This window comes from Paenibacillus senegalimassiliensis (assembly GCF_001486585.1).
Lineage (GTDB): Bacteria > Bacillota > Bacilli > Paenibacillales > Paenibacillaceae > Fontibacillus > Fontibacillus senegalimassiliensis.
The window spans coordinates 1798520-1815067 of sequence record NZ_LN909046.1 but is presented as its reverse complement, the minus strand read 5'-3'; the positions used below and the strand labels follow the sequence as shown (position 1 = coordinate 1815067).

The following is a 16548-nucleotide window of genomic DNA, read 5'->3' as shown; positions in this document are numbered from 1 at the left end:
ACGGTCATTGGGATAAATATAACAGTGCGAATGGGGTTGAAGAGGATGCAAGAAAGATGGATCAACTCGATGAGCGGTGTTCCGTGGACGAGGGACAAAATGGATGAAGCTGTCGAACATCTCAGAAGACGGGCAGTTATCTACTTTGTTGTTGATGCCGACCATCCTGATGATTTGCTGAAATTGGATGAGCATGTATTTGCCAAGCGCCCGGACCTAATTCTATCGATTAGTCCAAGAGACATGAAGGAACGTTATCCCGTATCTTTCCTCTCTCGGTTGGCCGGACTGCGACATGTTGCTGCCTTACAGTTGAACCTTTATCATAGCAATGATTTGAACGAACTCGGTCAGCTAAAGGGAATGAAGTACCTTTCAATCTATAGCAAGAAGCCCCAGGATTTGAGCTTTCTCACGAATTATCAAGAACTGGAGTATCTTTCATTACGGGGCAAGTTCGTTGATCTCTCTCCTATAGGCGAAGTAACCTCTCTGGATACGCTGCTCCTAAGCGTACCGATCTATGATTTGAGTTTTATTAGCCAGCTACCCCGGCTGAAATATCTGAGTATACATGATTGTACTCTGGAAGGTTCGCTGGATGCGCTCATCGCTTCAACCGTTCGTATTCTTAGACTAGCCGCTATCCGTCATTTAACAGAGCTGGATATACTGGCCTCAATACCTCATCTTGCTTGTCTTTATCTTGCACTGCCCAAGGTTGAACAGCTCTTCGACTTCTCCAGATTGGAGCATTTAAAGCAGCTTGAACTGGACAATATGAAGGGGTTGCGAAATATTGAGCATTTATGGACGGCCCGGCACCTGGAGCTGCTCACATTAAGAGAGATTTCTTCAGCTGTGAAGGCAAAGGACCTGGAACCGTTGGTGGGGCTGGATTCTTTGCGACAGTTGGATTTTCAGTATATTGATTTTAATAAAGGGCGGATTGCTGCTTTACGGGAATGGATTACTCAGGCGGGAAAGGAAGCTATTCTCTATGAGAATATCGCAGAAGAGCAGCGAATTCGCCCTATGGATCAAGAGCACTTAATTCAGCATTTGGGCTGGGGTGGAGCTTAGCTCATCTCTAACCCAGGAGGTGGAGGCCAGAGCCTGGCCTCACTTGTTCACCTGGCCTCTAAAGTTGTCTAATATTCAGGGCTTGCGGAGTTTGGGGAAGGCTTGAATTCATTGTATCTTCCCCAAGACCAAGCTCCAAGACTGCCACAATCCGTTCTTGTGGACGAATTCCAAATGTCTGGCATCGCTGCTGATCATAGACCCACTCTGGAAGCAGGCGATGGACTTGCCAAGGCTTGGCTCTAGCCAGCAATTGAAAATTTTGGATCAAGCAGCATACGGCCCCGTAATCCTCTTCTTGCTTATGGTTATCACTCTCTTCCTTGGCTACCAAGAGGAGGAGGGAGGAAGCGGCATCCCCGGCTGGATTCCGTAGCTTGTCGACTGCTTCACCACCAGCGACATAGATAAAGCGCCATGGCTCCCGTAATCCATCATTGGGTGCCCAAACCGCTTCATTGAGCAATTCGAGAATGGCTTGAGGAGAGACTTGAGATTGATGGGAAGGGAGAGTGTCTCCTCCACTCATAACAGTCCAATTACGTTCGGCTGGAGTTCTCTTTCGGGCTTTTGGCGTCTTGTCGAAATACCCGATGTGCAGGATTCCGGCGAACCTTTCTCCTACTTGTAAGCCGATCTCATCCAAAAAGGAGGGATTTGTGAGCATGGGATCTGTGTACCAAAGCATTCCTAGTTCATGTTCCCAACCTAGCAATTGCAGGTTCTGCATGATGCTGCAGACGGCGGCATAGTTCTGGTCTCTCTGGCGGGGAGTGTCAGCAGCTTCAGCTATAAAGACCAGATGTGCTGGAATATTTACAGCCTGCTTGGTAAGCAGTTCCGTCATCTTGCCAGGAATCAGCTTACCCAGGCTACTGTCCTTGATCTTGGCAATCATGCTGTTCGCTAGCCGTTGACGGGACTCCAGCGTATCGTAATAGATACAGCGCCAGGAGAATGAGCCCTCGGCTTCGTACAGACTGGCGGCTTCATGAAGCAGGGAAAGGATAAGTTCTTGTGGTACCGGAGATGCATTGAATCTCCGAATGGTCCTACGTTCTCTTATTGTCTTGGAAGTATTCAAAATGATCCCTCCCTATTTTGTTAACAAGTAAACTATATATCCGGAATGAAAGACTTGTCAACTTTACTTATGTTTAATTATACAAGGGCTATCTATTTTTTATTTTATTTAATGGTAAACTATTATTAATTATGAAAAATAAAAAGGGAGAGCATCATGGACGCATCTGAGGGACTTAAGCGATTGTTCTACAATCGATTTCTCCATCTTTCGCATTTGACAGAGCAAATTTTCACAACGGAAGTGGCGGAGTTTGCCGATCTTGCTCGTCTTCATGGATTAAGCTCCATTCCAAATAACATGACCAGTATTCATGTGCTTGATTGTATCGGTAACAATGAACCCATAAATAATACGGCCATTGCGGAGAAGATGAATTTGTCCAAGGCAAGTATTACGAAGATCAGCGGCAAGCTGCTGGAGGAAGATTATATTAAGCGAAGTCGGATGAACGATAACAAGAAAGAGATATATTTCAGCCTTTCGCCCAAGGGCCGACAGCTATTTGATGTGCACGCTACTATGCATGAAATGATGGAGCGCCGATTTATCAAAGCCATGGACGCGTTCTCCGAGTCAGAGATCCACACCTTGCTGAAATTTTATCAGATGATGATTGATCAGAAGGACAGTATTTTAAAGGGGGAAAAGGAAGAATAGCGTTCTGCATCCCCCCACGCATCAGGCTCCGAAATCTCCGTTTCCCTATCCATCCTGCAAACAAAACGCCTGTTTGCCTTATCAGCATGTTTCCTTACGGACATTTCTTTCCTGTATTCAAGAGAGCAAAAGATGTCCCTACAATGCCTCCTTCACCTTAGGCTATCTTTAAGTAGCAAAAGAAAAGGAGGAGGGTGTGAATGAACTGGTGGTCCGCGAACCGTTTGCGGTTAATCCAAAATAATTTACGGGAAATAGACGCAGTGATGAATGTCGATCTTCTGATCCAAGAGTTACAGTCGTTTCAGGCTAATGTTTTGATGATGAACGTGGGAGGAATCTTCGCCTTTTATCCTTCTTTATTGCAACATCAGTACGTAACCCCCTATCTTAAAAAGGATCTTGTGGGGGAGGTGTTGGAGAAGACGCATGAGGCTGGCCTAAAGTTCATCGCCCGCTTTGATTTTAGCAAAGCGCATGAATCCTTGTTCGCTTCGCATCCGGATTGGTTCTATCGAGACCGGGAAGGGCGAGAAGTGAATTACTCCGGGATCGTACACACATGCCTGAACGGGGAGTATCAGCAAGAAAAATCATTGGAGAGTATTGCTGAAGTGCTGGAACGGTATGAGGTGGACGGTATTTTCTTCAATATGTTTGGCTATCAGCATTGGGACTATAGCGGGAATTACTATGGTCCTTGCTATTGCCAGAATTGTCGGTGGCGCTTCAAGGAGCTGACCGGGGAGGACTTATCCGATTATTCTGGCCCAGGGCACCCGCTGCATGCCGCTTACCGGACATTTCAGGAACAAACCTCCAGAATGATGCTGGAGAAAATCCACGCTTTCGTCAAAAGCAAGCGGCCTGATGTTGCCATCAGCACCTATCATTCTCACCAGGTAGATATTGTGCGGAAGGAGTCCAATACTTCGCTGACACGCAGAGGTCCTTTATGGCTCTATTCGGCCTCGGAGAACGTCGCTACGATTGAAAACAGTTGGGAAGGCAAGCTGATCAGCAACTGCAGCATCAATGCGGTGGATCTGACCTATCGCTTCACCGGGGTATCGGAGGAGGAGACGGCGATCCGATTGTATCAGAATATCGCGAACGGCTCAGGACTTGACTTCTGTATCATCGGGGCTTTCGATGGCTATCCTGACCAAGCAAACCTCCCGGTAGTCAAAGAACTCTTCCATTTTCACGCCAGGAACGAGGACATATTCGGCAATCTGCACTCCATGGCCGAGGTGGTGCTGGTGAAGCCCCTGGACTCTGGAGCGGGAGAGGAATATTTTGGGCTGTTCAAGATGTTAAAGGAGTCGCACATCGTATTTGACGTGGTGATGGAGGAACAACTTGCGACTATGGTGGGGAAGCTCAAGCTTGCCCGGGCCGTCCTTCTACCTGGACTGCAGAGTCCCGGTGCGGATGCTGTTCGTGCGCTGCGTGCAGCACAGCAGGCGGGAGCCGTGCTATTTGCCACGGGAATCGCTCTGGAGCGAGATGCCGATCTGTTGTCGGAATGGTTTGGCGCAACAAGCGGACAGCTTCGACTGAATGAACCGGCTGCTTACCTGGATGTTACCGATGCCCGGCATTTCCCCAGCATGAAGGGGCGTGGCTGGATCATCTCAGGAGACTTCGCCCGGTTCACATTTCATCCCCAGGTGGAGTGCCGGATAACTTATATTGAGTCATCCAACTTTGGGCCTCCGGAACGGGCTTATGGTCATCGGGTCAGCCCCCATCCGGCTCTTGGCATTTTCCGGCGGGAGGGAAGGGCCAGCGCGGCTTATTTCCCGTGGAGTCCCGGAGCGCTCTATTACCGACACGGATTCGAGGATCATAAACGCGTGGTCATGGACACGTTGCTGGAGTTGATGGGAAGGCGAAAGCTTACGACCAACGCTCCTGCCAGCACGGAGATATTCTTGCATCAAATGAAGGACGGGAATTGCCTGCTCCAACTGCTGAACCTGTCCGGATTTAACGGAACCACTTATATGAAACCGGTTCCATTGAATGATATACAGATAGAGCTTGAAATCGCGAGACCGTTCATGAAAGCCCGCTCCTTGCGTACAAGGGAGAACCTGCATCTGGACTTGTGTGGGGATGTAGTTCGGATTTCCTTGCCCAGGCTGGACCGGTACGAGGCCCTTGTGCTTGAGGTTCCGAAGACTTCCCAGCAAAGACGAAAGGAGGGGCTACCGAATGAAGCCAGAAACGACCTTGCGCAAGTCGAAGACGATGTCTAAGGCCGGGCATTCCGTGGGGCTTGTCTCCCGAATGGTGAAGCATCGCGCACTTTATCTACTCGTTTTGCCAGGATTGATTTTTTTTCTGGTATTCAAAATCGCTCCGATGTGGGGGCTCCTGTTGGCCTTCAAAGACTATAATCCGTTTCTCGGCTTTTTCGGGAGCGACTGGGTGGGATTTAAGCACTTTTCCGACTTGTTTGGCAGTTCAACCTTCTATATCATGTTACGCAATACGCTAGCCATCAACCTTATTGCGTTGGTCTTCCATTTCCCGCTACCTATTCTGCTGGCACTAATGCTGAATGAAATACGGCATGAACGTTTTAAGCGCATCAATCAATCCATTGTCTATCTGCCGCATTTCCTGTCATGGGTAGTCGTAGCCAGCATGACCTTCTTCTTGCTCTCCATCGACGTGGGCATTGTGAACAAACTGATTGCTGAGAGCGGCGGAGAAACGATCTCTTTCCTGTCCGAACCCAATTATTTTTGGGCCTTGCTGACTGCTCAAAGCATGTGGAAGGAAGCGGGCTGGGGAACAATTATTTTCCTTGCTGCCATGGCCGGGGTCGATCCTCAAAGATATGAGGCGGCGGTCGTGGATGGTGCGGGGCGCTTCCGGCAAATCTGGCATATCACACTGCCGGCCATTCGCCCAACCATTATTATATTGCTGATTCTGCGCCTGGGGAGCATGGCGGATACGGGCTTCGAGCAAATTTTACTGATGATGAATCCGCTGGTTCGGTCTGTAGGCGAGGTGTTCGATACTTATTCCTACACCTACGGCATTTTGCAAGGCAAGATCAGTGTAGGGGTAACGGTAGGGATGTTTAAAGGGCTGGTTGGACTGGTCCTGATTGTAACAGCCAATAAGATCGTCAGAAAGCTCGGACATGAAGGAATCTATTAGCAACCTGATTCTACATGTAGACGAATTTTGGGATGAGGAGGTAGTCCAATGAGCTTTGTGATGCACAAAAAGGGATTGACTTTATTCGACTGGATTAACTATAGTCTGATTACTCTATTTTCGGTGGCCTGTGTGTTCCCTTTTCTATATGTATTCAGCGTATCTTTCACGAATCCTGAGGTTTACGTGCCGCTTAAGTTCTATCTGTTTCCCGAGAAGTGGTCGCTGGAATCGTACCGTTACATTCTGTCGACAAACAGCTTCTTGAATGCTTTCAAGAGTACTGTTTTTATTACGGTGGTCGGCACGATTCTCAATGTGATTATCTCCTTTATGATGGCCTACGGCTTAACGAAGAAAACGATGCCTGGTCAGAAGTGGATGATGGGGATGGTCATTTTCACTCTCGTGTTCAGCGCCGGAATTGTACCCAACTATTTGTTGGTCAGGGAACTGGGCTTGCTTAATTCCTACTGGTCGTTGATATTGCCCAGCTTGACGAATGCCTGGAGTTTACTGGTCATTAAGAGCTTCCTGGAGTCGCTTCCTCCTGAACTGGAGGATTCGGCCAAAATTGACGGTTGCACAGACATCGGTGTGTTCCTGCGGATCATTATACCACTGTCTATGCCGGCTATCGCCACGTTCACCTTGTTTTTTGCGGTAGGGCATTGGAACACCTATTTTAACGCATTGATTTATTTATCCGATTCAAGCAAATGGACCCTCCAGCTTCTGATCAAAACACTTGTCATTGATTCTAACTCGATGGCCGTGGCCCAGGCCGGAGCCAGCGACGAAAACGTTGTGCCTCAGGAGACGATTCGTATGGCTTCCATTGTACTGGCGATGGTTCCGATTCTGGTCGTTTATCCCTTCTTGCAAAAGCATTTTGCTAAGGGCGTGATGCTTGGCTCCGTGAAAGGGTAGCGCCGGACATTTTTTTCTGAAGAATCAGTCTCTGAATGGATTTGGACGCATCATTGTTGGTCTGGAGCGAACTCGGGACCATTTCAACCGGACGTTTCTTGTTCGGAAGGGGAGGGCAATTATTGTCTCTGGAGTGCCTGGTTCCATGTTCGGTACGATAAAAATGCAAGTTACCACAAAAGGGAGGATACAGAGATGACAAAGGCAAGAAGAGGTTGGTTCATATGGGTTACTGCTTTGCTTGCGATTGCTATGCTGGCCGGATGCGGTGACAACGCCGGAAGTAGTAAATCCAATGCCGGATCGGGGAATACGGCGGCGGAGGATGCCAAACCATTAAATATAAAAATGTTTGCCGGGCTGTACAATGAAATTCCGGACATGAATAACGAGTACTGGCAGGAATGGGAACGTCTAACGAACACGAAGCTGGATATTGAATGGGTCCCTTCCGGCGATTTGGATAGTAAATTGGATCTGCTGCTTGCCTCCGGGGATTTGCCAGAGGTGGTCGCGTATCAGAATCCGATTCGTCCCACGCTGATCAATGCTATCAAAAATGGGGCGTTCTGGGATTTGTCTCCCTTTCTCGGCGACCTTAGCGAATATCCGAATTTGAAAAACAATCTGGCGCCGGATGCCTTGAAGTATCTTTCAGTGGACGAAGGGATTTATGCGCTTCCTCGTTCCCGCTCAAGAGTGGATGGCGGGTTGAAAATTCGGGAGGACTGGTTGAAGCAATTGAATATTCCCATTCCTACCACTTTGGATGAATACAAAGCAGCGCTCAAGCAGCTCGTTGAGGCGGACTTGGATAATAATGGGAAGAGAGATACAGTAGGGCTGCTGTATATTAATAACCCGCCTTCAGCGCTTCAGGCCGGATTCGGTGCGTACAACCCGACCTATGATGAGGACGGCGGGCTGATGAGTCCCGGATTGACACCACAATATGTGGACATGGTTGAATGGCTTCGGGGGGTGTATGCCGAGGGTCTGATGTCCAAGGAGTATGTGGTCATGAAGGAGAGCCAGGCCGAGGAACTGTTCAAGACAAATCGTGCCGCTTCCTACGGCCGGCCGATCTGGTGGGATTATGAATGGGAAGAAGCCATGAAGAAATCGGGGCAACCCGACGCCAAAATATTGAATTTGACCTTAACCGGGCCAAATGGTGATTATGCGGTAGGTCTGGAGACCGGTGTAGCGGGAGGCTTCTATATTTCTAAAAAAGTACCGGAGGAGAAGGTAAAGAGATTACTGAAGTATTTTGATCAGACCGCTTCCCAGGAGATGACGGATTTCTCGTACTATGGTATTGAGGGGGTTCATCATACGGTGAAGGGCGAGCAAAAGGTGTTGACGGAGCAAGGGGTTAAGGAAGTTAATACAACCAGTAAAGGCGCCGGGGTATTGGCCTACGCCAAGTGGGGCAAGGTGATCAGTGCTTCAGGCGATAAAGAATATAATGATGCAAAGATCAAAGAGGTGGAAAATTACGACGAGATCGGAAAAATTGATTTTTACCGAGTGATTACTTCGGAAGAGTGGCGTGGAACGTGGCCGAAGTATTCCGATCAATACACCACGATGATAACCAAAACGATTGTTGGGCAGATATCGATGGAGGAATTCAGGGAATATGTCGATACGTTGAGAAATCAGTCCGATATCAAGGAAGCTTTCCAGGCGATGGCCAGGGAATATGAGAAGTTTACCGGGGAGCAGCAATGATGTGGCAAAAGGACACCGACCGCTCTTGGTGGCAGCAGCCCTTGAGAGTGATTCAGACCAATATGCAGGTCAAAGATACTGGGCTGATTAATCCGCAGAAGCTAGCAAGTCAGATCAAAGAGCTTGGCGCTAACGTGCTGGTGTTCAATACTGGCGGCATCTATGCGTGGTATCCTTCAAGGGTACGGTTTCATACCGTAAATAATCATTTACCCGCCCATACCGATTTACTGAAGGATTTAATCCAGGCATGTCACGATCAAGAATTGCGGTTTATCGCAAGGTTTGATTTTAGCAAAGCTGAGGATGACATTTATTTGCAACGACCGGAATGGTTTGTGCGCAAAGAGGAAGGGCTTCCGGACATCATTGGCGCGGCAAGACCAGGACCCTGGCCGCTGCTCCTGTCCACCTGCATCAATGGCGGCTACCGCAATGAGGAAGTAGCCATTCCTGTGTTGCAGGAGGTCCTCTCCCGGTATGAGATCGATGGCATATTCTTCAATGCTCCTGGTTATGTATTCTGCCGCTGCGAAGGTTGCCAACGTAAATACGCAGACTTATATGGCAAAGAATTGCCGCGGGTCTCTGCGGATTTGGAGAAGGACTTTGCTGCCCGTTGTTTTGATGACAATATGGAGAACATGTATAGGACGATCAAGGCGGAACGGGAAGAGGTGCCCATGGTTCTGTATTATAACCTGCATCGCGACCATCTTGGCAAGCGCGTAGAAATGACCGACATGCTATGCACCGAGCCCCAGGATGTGCTGTCGCTGGGTCATCACCGAATCCCGGAATTCTGGATGCCTGCACTTAGCATTAAGGTGGGCCGCTCCGTGCCAGGGCGCCCTGCTCCATTCGGCATCGTTCACTCCTGCCCCGGGATGGACTGGCGCCATACGGGCCTGCCTACGGCGGAATACCGCTTTTGGCTGGCCCAGGTTCCGGCGAACGGAGGGCAAATCTGGCATTCACTGACCGGTATTCCCGATACGATTACGGATAAGCGTATTCTGCGGACTGTGTCAGAATTGAACCGAAATACGGCAAAATTAGCTGATTATATGGACGGCGCTGTGCCTGTGGCTCAGATCGCTTTACTATGGAATGCGGGACGCGCGGCGGAAGGCTGGGCGGAGGCATTGATTAACAAGCAAATTCCATTCAATGTGCTGCTGCCTGAGAGTGTGGGGGACTGGAGATTGGAGCAGTACAAGGCGGTGCTGATTCCAGACGAGACTCATTACACTCCCGAAGTCCTGACGGCGTTGGAAGAATATGTAGGGGCCGGAGGATGCATGATTGCCGAAGGGACGCTTACCTCGAAACTCAAGACAGTGACAGGAGGAGCCAGGACAGCGGAAACCTCGCGTGAGACTGCTGGTCATGCCGTCTGCGAGGGCCCGCATGAGATGTCGACTACGCAAAGACTGCACCGGCTGCTGGGGGTTAGGGACGATCTCTATAACAGTGAGTACTTAACGGCTTCCTATCTGCGATTCTGCGGAGAAGAAAATCCGTTGTGGTCAGGCATGGAAGACACGGAGCTGATTCCTCATCGGGGGCGGGTAACTTACTGCAAGCCGCTCTCCGATGATGTCCGAGTTCTTGCCACGCTAGTGCCCCCCTTCTCTCCGCTAGAAAGTGTCGGTGCTCCGCCTGAGAGAGCTTCGCTGGCAGTGAAGGAGACGGATTTGCCGCTGGCTATGGAGCATAAATGGAGAAGGGGACGGGTACTGTATTTCCCGTTTTCACTTAGCGCCTTAATGAACGAGTTTAAGCTCGCCGAGCATGACCAGTTACTGGCTAATGCCGTTAGCTATGCTGTCATGAGGCGGCCGTTGGTGTCCGTCACCTCTTGCCCGGGCCTACAGGTTACGTTATTTCGGAAGGATAACCAACTGCTCCTGCATTTGGTGAATGGAGCCGGAAGACGCCCACTCGCGGCAACGCTTCCACTCCATCAGATTGAGGTTGCTGTTCGGCTGGAAGGGGCGTCTGTATCCTGCACTGTTGAGCAGCTCATTGCTGGAGAGATGCTGGAGGGAGCTTTGGAGAATGGAGTGTTGACCTTTACGGTTCCACGGTTGGAGGTATGGGAGTGCCTTTGCATTCCGTTTGCTGCAGCACATCCTCTTAATTTCGGACTTTAGAAAGAGATGGGAGAAACGAAGTGAGGCGGAGGGATCATGAAAAACGGCTGTCCCTTGATATAATAGCTCTAAGTGGCTTTTCACTGGTGCCGGAAATGCCTATACCAAGCGGAGGTGAGTTTCATGAAGCAGGTTTGGCAGCGTCTTTCCACTCGATTTCTCCACTATTTTTCAACAAACCATTATTTAAAGCGGTTGATCTGGCTAGGGTGCTTGTCTGCGGTCGTTCCGGTTTTACTAATTGGTAGCGCTTACTATTATTTCTCGATGAATAAGCTGAGTACGCAATTTCAGGAGAACAATCTGGCTTCACTCCATCAGTTGAAGGATCGTGTTGAACATATTTTGACGAATCTGGAACATGAATCGCTACAATTAGCCGGGGGACCGCTCATTCGTGCAGCGCTGGATAATCTGAATTACGAGACCGACTATTTTCAGCAACTGGATATCCTGGAGATGTTCCAGCTTCATAAGAATACGAACAATTTGATTGAGGATATTATGTTCTACAATGATCAGCATGGGTTGCTTCTGACCAATACTTATGGCTTGGTCAGACTTGAGGAATTTTATGGACGTCAAGATATCGATGCTGCCATGGCGGAAGGAAGCCGTGCCGGATGGATGTATCTTCCGGAATCCGGGGAGAGGGGGTATATCTCTTACGTCCGTGATCTTCCGGTAATGAGCATCAATGAACCCCGGGGTGTACTCATTATTCAGGTCAAGGAAGAGGCATTGCGGGGACTACTTAAGAGCTACTCGGTCAGTTTGGAGAATCAGTCGCTGACGGTACTGGATTCCAGACACCGGGTGCTGCTTCAGACGGAAGGCCTATCTGCCGCAGGAATTCCGGTAGAAGAGGATCAGATTTTGCGGGCAGTGACGGAGGATGAGGGAACTTCCAATCATTACATTCTGGAAGGGGAGAATGGGAAGGAACTGGTGGCCTTTTACGAGACTTCTATGGGAAGAACCTATGTTTCACGGCTGCCAGAGCGGGAAATGATGGAGCAACTACACTGGATTAAGGTGCTTATGGCTTTCTTGGTGTCCATCTTTGTACTGATTGGCGTGCTCTTGACCTGGTTCTCCTCACGCATGGCATATAATCCGATCCAGCAGCTTCTCCGTTATGGAGAGACGCTGCGTAAAAACGGAGGGAAAATCGGTGAAGGCGGATTTCAGGGGAACGAGATCGAATATATCCGGTCTTCGCTTGCCTACTTGAACGAGCAGGCCGAATCGCTGAACAGCTATATCGGAAGTGTTCAGCCGGACTTGCGGGACCGATTTCTGCAACGACTGCTAGGATCGGGCAGCTCCTGGAGACGCGATGATCTGGAGGCAGGCTGTGCCAAATACCGCATTCCTGTCCTTGGTCAATATATGGTCATGGTAGTCAAGGTGGAAAATCTCATTAAGAAAAAACGCTTCTTGCCCAGCGAGTGGCCCGTCATCCTGTTCGCGATTAAGAATGTCATTACGGAGCTTCTGGCTCAGAGCCATGATATCAAAGGGTACGTCCTGGATCGGGAAGAGCGTGAGGTCATTGCTGTTGTGCGATTGGAGGAAGGGACAGAGCGGGAGCTGCGCACCCGGGCAGGTGCCTTTGCAGAGTCTGTTCATGAGGCGCTCTCTCGCTTTCTTTCCTTCTCTACTTCCGTGGGAATTAGCCGGGCGACCGGGGTGCAGCACCTGGCCCAATCTCTTAAAGAAGCTCAATTAGCTTTGCAATATCGGCTGTTTCAGGATGCGGCGAAGGTGTTGTTTTATGAGGATATGATTCGGATCGAACGCAATCCGGTGTTTATGTATCCCAAAGAAATAGAGGGAGAGATGATCGAGTATCTATGGAACGGTGCCTTGCCACAGGCCGAAGCCTCCCTTTACGAGTTCTCCAGGCGGATTCGCGTGTCAGAGTCGTACAATATTATCTTCCAGTGCTATCATATTCTGCTGTCAGCCATCGTCCAGTCCATGGAGGAGCGGGGACCGGGTATACAGGAGCTACTGGGTGGCAATCTGTTTGATCAGCTTAAGGAGAATCAGACATCTGAGGAGATGCACGATTGGTTCATCGGTGTCCTGTTCTCCCTTTACCAGGAGATCAGTCATGATTTACGCACCCGTTCTTCCCGGTTAATTGTACAACGGGTATGCAGCCATATTACCAGCGAGCCCGAAGGGACCCATTCACTAGCGGAGTGTGCGGAACTGGTTCACGTCAGTCCTTCTTATTTGAGCCGGTTGTTCAAGAAGGAAACGGGCATGTCCTTTATCGAATATATAATGAACAATAAGATCCAAAAGGCGAAGCAACTGCTGAAGGATACCGATCATACCGTTATGGAGATTGCAGAGCTTGTCGGGTATTCGGAACGCAATTTGAACCGGGCCTTTCAACGGCATATGCAGATGTCTCCAAGGCAGTACAGACTGTCGGTCAGATAGCTGCTTGGTTAAGTTAAGCCTTAGAATGGGAAAAGGAGAGATTACAGCGTGGTGTTCATACCTGGAAAATCAGCAATAGGCTTTATCGGAATTGGCGTTATGGGCAAAAGCATGGCAAGACATATTCAGCAGGCGGGTTATCCTCTGCATGTGTATACTCGCACCTACTCCAAAGCAGAGGAATTGGTAAGAGAAGGGGCGGTATGGCATGAGTCGCCAGGGGAACTGGCGGCAGCCTGCGAGGCCGTCATTACGATGGTTGGCTATCCGCAAGATGTGGAGGAAGTGTATCTTGGACCCGGCGGGCTGGTGGACCACGCGAAAGAGGGAACTTATTTACTGGATATGACGACCTCCAGCCCGCGACTAGCGGGACAAATTTTCGAGGCTTGTGTGGCAAAAGGACTGCATGCGCTTGATGCGCCTGTATCTGGTGGTGATATCGGGGCGCGGGATGCCAAGCTCTCCATCATGGTAGGCGGTGAACAAGCGGACTACGAGACCGTGCAGCCATTGTTGAGGCTGCTGGGCAGTAACATTGTATATCAAGGCAAGGCTGGGGCGGGTCAGCATACAAAAATGTGCAATCAGATTGCTATCGCCTCGGGGATGATGGGAGTATGTGAAGCGCTGGCGTATGCTCGCAATGCCGGGCTTGAAGCAGATCAGGTGCTTAAGAGCATTGAGAGCGGGGCCGCGGGAAGTTGGTCGCTCAGCAATCTTGGACCGCGGATGTTGACCGGCAACTTCGAGCCTGGCTTTTATGTGAAGCATTTTATCAAGGATATGAAGATCGCACTGGAGTCGGCTAAGGACATGGGACTGAAGACACCGGGGCTGGAGCTGGCGGAGTCCCTCTACCAGCAAATTGCGGAAAAGGGCTATGAGGATAAGGGAACACAAGCGCTGTTCAAGTATTATCTTGGTTTATAATACAGTGCAGGCAAGGTAGGAATGACTGACAGCGAACTAGGCTCTAAAGATACAGGGTGCTCCAAAGTGATCTTATGATTCACTTCTGGAGCACCCTATTTATTTGTCAGCTATGAGAAGCTCCGGTTCCTAGTCATGACGCTTGGATATGGAAAAAGGTAGTTCTTCCGCTTGATACTGGCGATAGCCTGGAGCGAGACCCAGTCGGAATTCCAGTGCTTTCCCTTGCAGAATGTCTTCATGATTAATGTATAGCTTGTTGTATGATTCACCATCCAAGGTGACATCAGCCACAAAGTTGGATTGCGGGTTATTATTGTCCGTCTGGATATTCATTTGCTTTCCGTTTGGCAACTCAATCGTGACCGTGTCAAAGAGTGGAATGCCAAGAACGTATTCGCTGCTGCCCGGACATACCGGATAGAAGCCCAGGGAGCTGAACACAAACCAGCCGGACATGCTGCCGTTGTCCTCGTCCCCAGGGTACCCCTCAAAGCCGCTGTTGAACAGGTGAGTCAAGATTTGCTTGATGACTACCTGGGAGGAAGCCGGCTGTCCTGCATAGTTGAACAGATAAGGGATGTGGAAGCTGGGCTGGTTGGAGATAGCCAATTGTCCATAATCCACGGCCGCCATTTCACTCATCTCATGAATTTCAAAGCCATAGCCACGTACGTCGTAATCAGGAGCCTTGTTGCACAACTCGGTAAGCTTCTGCGAGAAGCGCTCTTCGGAGCCATAAGCGTTGATAAGACCCTGAATATCCTGGAATACCGCAAAGCTGCTCTGCCAGGCACTACCCTCGGCGTAATCCAGCCCCCAGCTTGTATCATTAAAGTCCGGGCGGAACTGTCCATTCTCGTCCTTGGCTCTCATAAATCCAGTCTCGGAATCGAAGATGTTCCGGTAGTTCAAAGCGCTCTCCCGATAGCGATCGGCGATATCCTTCTGACCCAGCACCTCAGCAACGCGGCTGATGCAATAGTCGCTATAGGCATAGTCCAGCGTATGGTTCACGCTTTCCGTATAGTTGCTCGGAACGTATCCGTATTTCATATAATCCTTCGTACCTTGGCGACCATAACAGGATTTATCGCTTTGCGTCGTAGCTGCGGTAACCATCGCTTCCAGCAGTTCTGGCATCAGCTTCTGGCCAATCCCCTTCGCTGCGGCATCTGCGACGACCGCATCAATCAACGTTCCTGGCATTAACCCACGCTCATCCGGCGAAAGCCACTTTGGTAAGAACCCCGTCTCCCGGTAGCTGTTCAGGTAACCCTCCAGCATTTCTTCATATTCTTTAGGGGCAATGATGGAATATAGCGGATAGACCGTCTTGTAGGTATCCCAAAATCCGTTGTTCGTATAAAGTACACCCTTCTTCACCGCCTTGGCGGTCGTGTTGTAATGAACCGGTTCCATGTTGGCATCAAGCTCGTAGAACTTCTGCGGGAACAGGAACATGCGGTACAAGCAGCCATAGAAGGTGCGCAAATATTCTTCGTTGGTATGCATGACCTTAATTTTATGCAAATAATGGTTCCAGGCTTCCGTTGCCTGTTCCTTCAATGCATCCATAGAGGCATCCAATTCTCGCTTCAGGTTCAACTCGGCTTGCTCTTGACTAATGAATGAAGTGGCAAGTCTGGCTTCCAGTATGCCTTGCTCACAATCTTTGAAACGGATAACGACATGCTGGTCTGTTCCGTGCAAATCTGTCTCATTGTGTAATTGTCCATCGGCATCATAGTAGCCTGACGTGCTCAAATCAATGTCTTGATTAAATTGGATCGACACGTACATACGGAATTGGTCGTCATGGCATCCGGCGAAGTTACTTACATAACCGGTGATGCGGCGGTTTGGGACATCCAGATGGAACTCGCTGATCTTCTTGGCGTTCAGCACCAGTCCGGCCTGTTGTCCGGAGTTATATTTCATCCGCAGGGCGGCTCCGTAGCAGGTGGGAACAAGCTCGGTGGTGATATTGTAGCGTTGTTGTTTTATTTTAAGGTGGTTAGGTTTGAAGACAGCTTCCTCTGGCCGATAAGAGCTTTGGCAAGAGAATATAGTGCCTTTGATCTTGTCATCGGCAATCGGCGTCAACAGAAAGGTGCTGAAGTCGCCCATCCATGGGCTGGGCTGATGAGTGAGTCGGAAGCCTTGGAAGACGCGATCGCGAGGATGGAAAAACCAACTACCGTCCTCAGCCGTTTGAACCACGAAATGGTTCATACCAAAAGGAACGGCCGTCACAGGCAAAGTGTTCCCGTTGGAATAGACATATTTGTTACTGGTGCCTTGTCGTGTATCAATATAATGTAGCATGAA

Annotated in this window: 11 protein-coding genes; 9 read left to right on the top strand and 2 right to left on the bottom strand. The window is 49.6% G+C overall.

The window, feature by feature from the left end; all coding sequences use genetic code 11:
• Positions 1-45 precede the first annotated feature (45 nt).
• Positions 46-1083: a leucine-rich repeat domain-containing protein gene (locus tag BN3279_RS22475; RefSeq protein WP_059054139.1), complete on the top strand. Its 1038-nt coding sequence runs from the start codon at positions 46-48 to the stop codon at positions 1081-1083.
• A 58-nt stretch (positions 1084-1141) separates the two neighbouring features.
• On the opposite strand, the gene BN3279_RS22470 is transcribed toward BN3279_RS22475, so the two are convergent.
• Positions 1142-2167: a nitroreductase family protein gene (locus tag BN3279_RS22470; protein ID WP_187377833.1), complete on the bottom strand. Its 1026-nt coding sequence runs from the start codon at positions 2165-2167 to the stop codon at positions 1142-1144.
• 156 nt (positions 2168-2323) lie between these two features.
• On the opposite strand from BN3279_RS22470, the gene BN3279_RS22465 reads away from it, so the two are divergent.
• The 8 genes from BN3279_RS22465 (at position 2324) to BN3279_RS22430 (ending at position 14217) form a co-directional block, all read left to right on the top strand.
• Positions 2324-2827, top strand: a complete 504-nt coding sequence (locus tag BN3279_RS22465; RefSeq protein WP_059054135.1) for a MarR family transcriptional regulator — start codon at positions 2324-2326, stop codon at positions 2825-2827.
• A gap of 200 nt (positions 2828-3027) precedes the next feature.
• On the top strand, positions 3028-5091 hold the full coding sequence (locus BN3279_RS22460) for a family 10 glycosylhydrolase (protein WP_082673174.1): 2064 nt from the start codon (positions 3028-3030) through the stop codon (positions 5089-5091).
• The gene (locus BN3279_RS22455; RefSeq protein ID WP_082673173.1) at positions 5048-6007 is read left to right on the top strand and encodes an ABC transporter permease; all 960 of its coding nucleotides are present in this window, start codon (positions 5048-5050) and stop codon (positions 6005-6007) included. Before BN3279_RS22460 ends, BN3279_RS22455 begins: the two co-directional genes overlap by 44 nt.
• Before the next feature lie 48 nt (positions 6008-6055).
• The gene (locus BN3279_RS22450) at positions 6056-6937 is read left to right on the top strand and encodes a carbohydrate ABC transporter permease (RefSeq protein ID WP_059054134.1); all 882 of its coding nucleotides are present in this window, start codon (positions 6056-6058) and stop codon (positions 6935-6937) included.
• A 195-nt stretch (positions 6938-7132) separates the two neighbouring features.
• Positions 7133-8671 carry an extracellular solute-binding protein gene (locus tag BN3279_RS22445; RefSeq protein WP_059054132.1) on the top strand — a complete coding sequence of 513 codons (1539 nt, stop codon included), beginning with the start codon at positions 7133-7135 and terminating at the stop codon, positions 8669-8671.
• Complete coding sequence (locus tag BN3279_RS22440) at positions 8671-10827, top strand: alpha-amylase family protein (protein WP_059054130.1); 2157 nt, start codon at positions 8671-8673, stop codon at positions 10825-10827. The genes BN3279_RS22445 and BN3279_RS22440 overlap by 1 nt, the downstream gene beginning before the upstream one ends.
• A 123-nt stretch (positions 10828-10950) precedes the next feature.
• Entirely contained in the window at positions 10951-13284 is a 2334-nt protein-coding gene (locus tag BN3279_RS22435) for a helix-turn-helix domain-containing protein (RefSeq protein ID WP_059054128.1), read from the top strand.
• Positions 13285-13332: 48 nt separating this feature from the next.
• Positions 13333-14217 (top strand): NAD(P)-dependent oxidoreductase, encoded by an 885-nt coding sequence (locus BN3279_RS22430; protein ID WP_082673172.1) that lies wholly within the window; start codon positions 13333-13335, stop codon positions 14215-14217.
• A 129-nt stretch (positions 14218-14346) separates the two neighbouring features.
• Here the strand turns inward: BN3279_RS22430 and BN3279_RS22425 are convergent, their stop codons facing one another.
• Entirely contained in the window at positions 14347-16545 is a 2199-nt protein-coding gene (locus BN3279_RS22425; protein ID WP_059054127.1) for a GH92 family glycosyl hydrolase, read from the bottom strand.
• Positions 16546-16548 lie beyond the last annotated feature (3 nt).